Source organism: Kytococcus sp. HMSC28H12, assembly GCF_001816045.1.
Taxonomy (GTDB): Bacteria; Actinomycetota; Actinomycetes; order Actinomycetales; family Dermatophilaceae; genus Kytococcus; species Kytococcus schroeteri.
Window position 1 is genome coordinate 1 of sequence record NZ_KV824574.1, and the last position, 3,521, is coordinate 3,521.

Below are 3,521 nucleotides of genomic sequence, written 5' to 3' on the forward strand. Positions count from 1 at the left end.
CCAGCCCGGCCCGCTCGGTGGCCAGGCGGCCGGCGGCCCGGGTGCGCTCCACGAGGGTGCCCAGCTCGAACCAGGCGCTGCGGAAGGCGTCGTGCCGCTCGTCGGCGGTGGCCACGGCGCGCTCCAGCTCCTCCAGCCCCTGCGAGGCGGCAGCCAGAGCGGCCTCGGCCTCCTGCCGGCGGTCCAGGGCGGCCTTCTCGTCGGCGAGGTCGGTCTCCAGCGCGGCCTGCTGCTGCACGAGGTCGTCGGCCAGCAGGCGCGCACGGGCGTCGCGGACGGTGATGTGGATGACCGCGGCCCGGCGGGCGGTGGCGGCCTGACGCCCCAACGGGCCCAGCTGGCGGCGGATCTCGGCGGTGAGGTCGCGGACGCGGGCGAGGTCGCCCTCCATCGCGTCCAGCTTGCGCAGCGCCTTCTCCTTGCGGCGGCGGTGCTTGAGCACGCCGGCCGCCTCCTCCACGAAGCCGCGCCGGTCCTCCGGGGTGGCGCGCAGCACCGCATCGAGCTGGCCCTGCCCCACGATGACGTGCATCTCGCGGCCGATGCCGGAGTCACTGAGCAACTCCTGCACGTCGAGCAGGCGGCAGGGCGCGCCGTTGATGGCGTACTCCGACCCGCCGGAGCGGAACATGGTGCGGCTGATCGTCACCTCGGAGTAGTCGATGGGCAGCGCACCGTCGCTGTTGTCGATGGTCATGGCCACCTCGGCGCGGCCCAGCGGCGCGCGGCCGGAGGTGCCGGCGAAGATGACGTCCTCCATCTTGCCGCCGCGCAGCGACTTGGCGCCCTGCTCGCCCATCACCCAGGCCAGGGCGTCCACGACGTTGGACTTGCCCGACCCGTTGGGCCCCACGATGGCGGTGATGCCCGGCTCGAGCTCCATGCGGGTGGACGAGGCGAACGACTTGAACCCCTTGAGGGTCAGGGACGTCACGTACACGGGTGGGGGCTTCCTGTCAGCGGGCGGTCACGGCGGCGGCCGTCGCGTCATCCTACGGAAGGGCGCCCCGCGTCCTGGGGCCGCGGGCGCGCGTCACTTCTCGACGAAGCCCGTCACGCCCTCCCGCGCGTCACCCTCCTGGCGCACCACGGCGTCCACGCGGCCGGGGCGGCCGTGCGACGAGGGGTCCTCGCGCAGCAGGGCCTCCAGGGCGGCGATGTCCGCGCCGCGCCCCTGGGCCACCACCTCCACCCGTCCGTCGGACATGTTGCGGGCGTGCCCCACCAGCCCCAGCTCGAGGGCGCGGCTGCGGGTCCACCAGCGGAAGCCGACGCCCTGCACGTGGCCCTTCACGAAGAGGGTGGCGCGGCGGTGGCCGGCAGAGGGGGTGGGCGTCTCCTCGGGTGGGGTCATGGGTGCTCCTGCGGGTCGGTGGTGCGGGCCCCCAGTGTGCCTCCCAACCGGGCCAGCAGGGCGCTGAGCCCGTCGGCGGCCCGGCCGTCGGTGCGTCCCGAGGTGTGCACCACGAGGTCCCGGGGCGTGGCCACCGGCAGCCCGGCGGCTCGCAGGGCCTGCACGAGGGCGACGTCCTCGCCCCGGGCGCGGTGCGGGAAACCGCCGATCGCGAGGTAGGCGTCCGCACGAACGGCCAGGTTGGCCCCATAGGCGTGCCAGTGGCCTCGCGCGTGCAGGCCGGTGGCCACCTCGGCGTCGTAGGCACGGCGGGCCTCCGGGGGTGCCTGCCAGCCGACCAGGTCCACCAGCCCTGCCACGGCGACGGCGTCCTCGGCGCGTGCTGCGGCGAGGGCCCGGGTGAGCCAGTCGACCGGGACGCGGGAGTCGGCGTCGGTGGTGAACAGCCAGGTGTGCGCGGGGTCGCCTGGGTCCAGGCCGTGCCGCAGCGCGCGGTCACGCACCTGCCCCACCGTCTCCGAGACGCCGTCGAGCAGCACCTCGCCGGTCACGTGCTCCGGCAGGGGGCCGGCCAACACCCCGTGTGCGAGGGCGGCCGTGGCGTCCCGGCACCGGTGGGCAGCGACCACGAGGTGCACCTGGTCCGCCCTGCCCGCATCCACCCTGACCGCCTCCCCCGCAGCCGCGACGAGGGCACCCAGCGCGGCGGGGAGCAGCTCGGCCTCGTCGCGCGCCGGCACCCCGATGACGACGCGGGTCACGCAGGCTGCCCCAGCCCGACGGCGGCCCGGTCGGCGGGGTGCTGGGCGAGGTAGACCTCCAGGTCGGCCACGCTGCGCGCCAGGTCCTCGTCCTGTGCCAGACCCACCGCCCCGCCGAGCACGCGCACGTGGCCCAGCACCCGCGTGCCGGCCGAGGCCACCACGGCGCGGACCTCCTGCGAGAGGCCTGCCAGCGCCTCGCGGGTGCCGGCACCGAGGGCGTCCCACTCCCCCATCGACCCCGGCGGCATCAACTCCTCGAGCCGGCGACCCGCCTCCTGCAGCACGGCCCCCGCGGCCACCAGCTCGGTGCGCACCAGACCGTGGCGCCGGGCACGCTCGGGGCTCGGCGGGGCCCCGGCCCCGAACCGCCCGGCCTCGCGCGCCACCCGCACCGTCGCTCCCCACCACACCGCAGCCACGCCCACCCCACCGGGCAGGAAGGCCGGACGCGCCAGGTACCAGCCGGGTGCCCCCACCTCGGCGGAGGCGGCACAGGTGGTGCGGACCGGCACCGTCCAGGAGCGCGAGGTGGCCATGGCGGTCACGGGCCACGAGGCGGGGGCGCCCTCCCAGCCCGCCACGGGCAGGTCGAGCAGGCGGTGGGTGCCCTCGGCGTCCACCGCCGTGACCAACGCCCGGTCCAGCACGCCGACCCCGGAGGCGAAGCGCAGCTCACCGGACACCTCCCAGCCACCTGGCACCGGGCGGGCGACCGGTCCGCTGCCCCGGGAGCGGGAGGCCCACACGCCGTACAGCGCGCCGGGCTCGGGCGTGCGGCCGGCCTGGGCCAGCACACGCACGGCGTCGGCGTGCCCCTCGGCCAGACGCGACCACCCGATGTCGGTGGCGCCCCGCCGCGCGAGCGCGTCGAGCAGCTGCGGCCAGGTGAGCCCCGCCCAGTCCACGTCGGCCGTGAGGCGGTGCACGGCATCGCGGAGGGTGGCCGGGTCGGTCGACCAGCGCGGCAGGTCACCGACCTCCAGCGGGGTCGGCAGGTCGATGAGGTGGGTCACGGGGGTCATGTCTCCTCCGGGGCGTCGTGGGCGGTCGGGCTCGAGGCGGTGCGCGTCCAGGAGTCGAGCACGAAGTCCTCCTCGCGGTGCCCCACGCGGTGCCTCCACCCGGCGGTCCGCAGGCCGGTGTCCAGCTCGGCCTGGGCCGCAGTGCCCGACAGGTGCGCGTCGCCGGGGTGGTGGCGCCAGGTGACGGCCAGCACCTCGGCCCGCGGTACGCCGTGGACCGCGGCCTCCAGCACGGCGGGCAGCGCCCCGCGGGTGGCGTCGTCGAGGTAGTAGAGCACCTCGGAGAGCACCACCAGGTCGCAGCCCACGGCGGCCACGGGGCGGTCGGGCAGCACGCACCGGGTGGCCCGTGCGCGGTGCCCCGCGGCGGCCAGCCGGGCG

General features: G+C 76.8%; 4 protein-coding genes and 1 pseudogene. All 5 read right to left on the reverse strand.

Going from position 1 to position 3,521, the window contains the following annotated elements:
• On the reverse strand, nt 1-940 hold a 940-nt coding region (locus HMPREF3099_RS09020), incomplete at its 3' end, for a chromosome segregation SMC family protein (protein ID WP_168168504.1).
• A 93-nt stretch (nt 941-1,033) separates the two neighbouring features.
• The gene (locus tag HMPREF3099_RS09025; protein WP_070705656.1) at nt 1,034-1,354 is read right to left on the reverse strand and encodes an acylphosphatase; all 321 of its coding nucleotides are present in this window, start codon (nt 1,352-1,354) and stop codon (nt 1,034-1,036) included.
• Nucleotides 1,351-2,115, reverse strand: a complete 765-nt coding sequence (locus HMPREF3099_RS09030; protein ID WP_070705657.1) for a glycosyltransferase family 2 protein — start codon at nt 2,113-2,115, stop codon at nt 1,351-1,353. The genes HMPREF3099_RS09025 and HMPREF3099_RS09030 overlap by 4 nt, the downstream gene beginning before the upstream one ends.
• Complete coding sequence (locus tag HMPREF3099_RS09035) at nt 2,112-3,140, reverse strand: hypothetical protein (protein WP_070705658.1); 1,029 nt, start codon at nt 3,138-3,140, stop codon at nt 2,112-2,114. Before HMPREF3099_RS09035 ends, HMPREF3099_RS09030 begins: the two co-directional genes overlap by 4 nt.
• Nucleotides 3,137-3,521: pseudogene (locus HMPREF3099_RS09040) on the reverse strand (hypothetical protein); the annotation flags it as partial. The gene HMPREF3099_RS09035 and the pseudogene HMPREF3099_RS09040, both read right to left, overlap by 4 nt.

Coding starts and splice junctions, on each gene's coding strand:
- HMPREF3099_RS09025 (WP_070705656.1), bottom strand. CDS start 1,354: ATGACCCCACCCGAGGAGACGCCCACCCCCTCTGCCGGCCACCGCCGC.
- HMPREF3099_RS09035 (WP_070705658.1), bottom strand. CDS start 3,140: ATGACCCCCGTGACCCACCTCATCGACCTGCCGACCCCGCTGGAGGTC.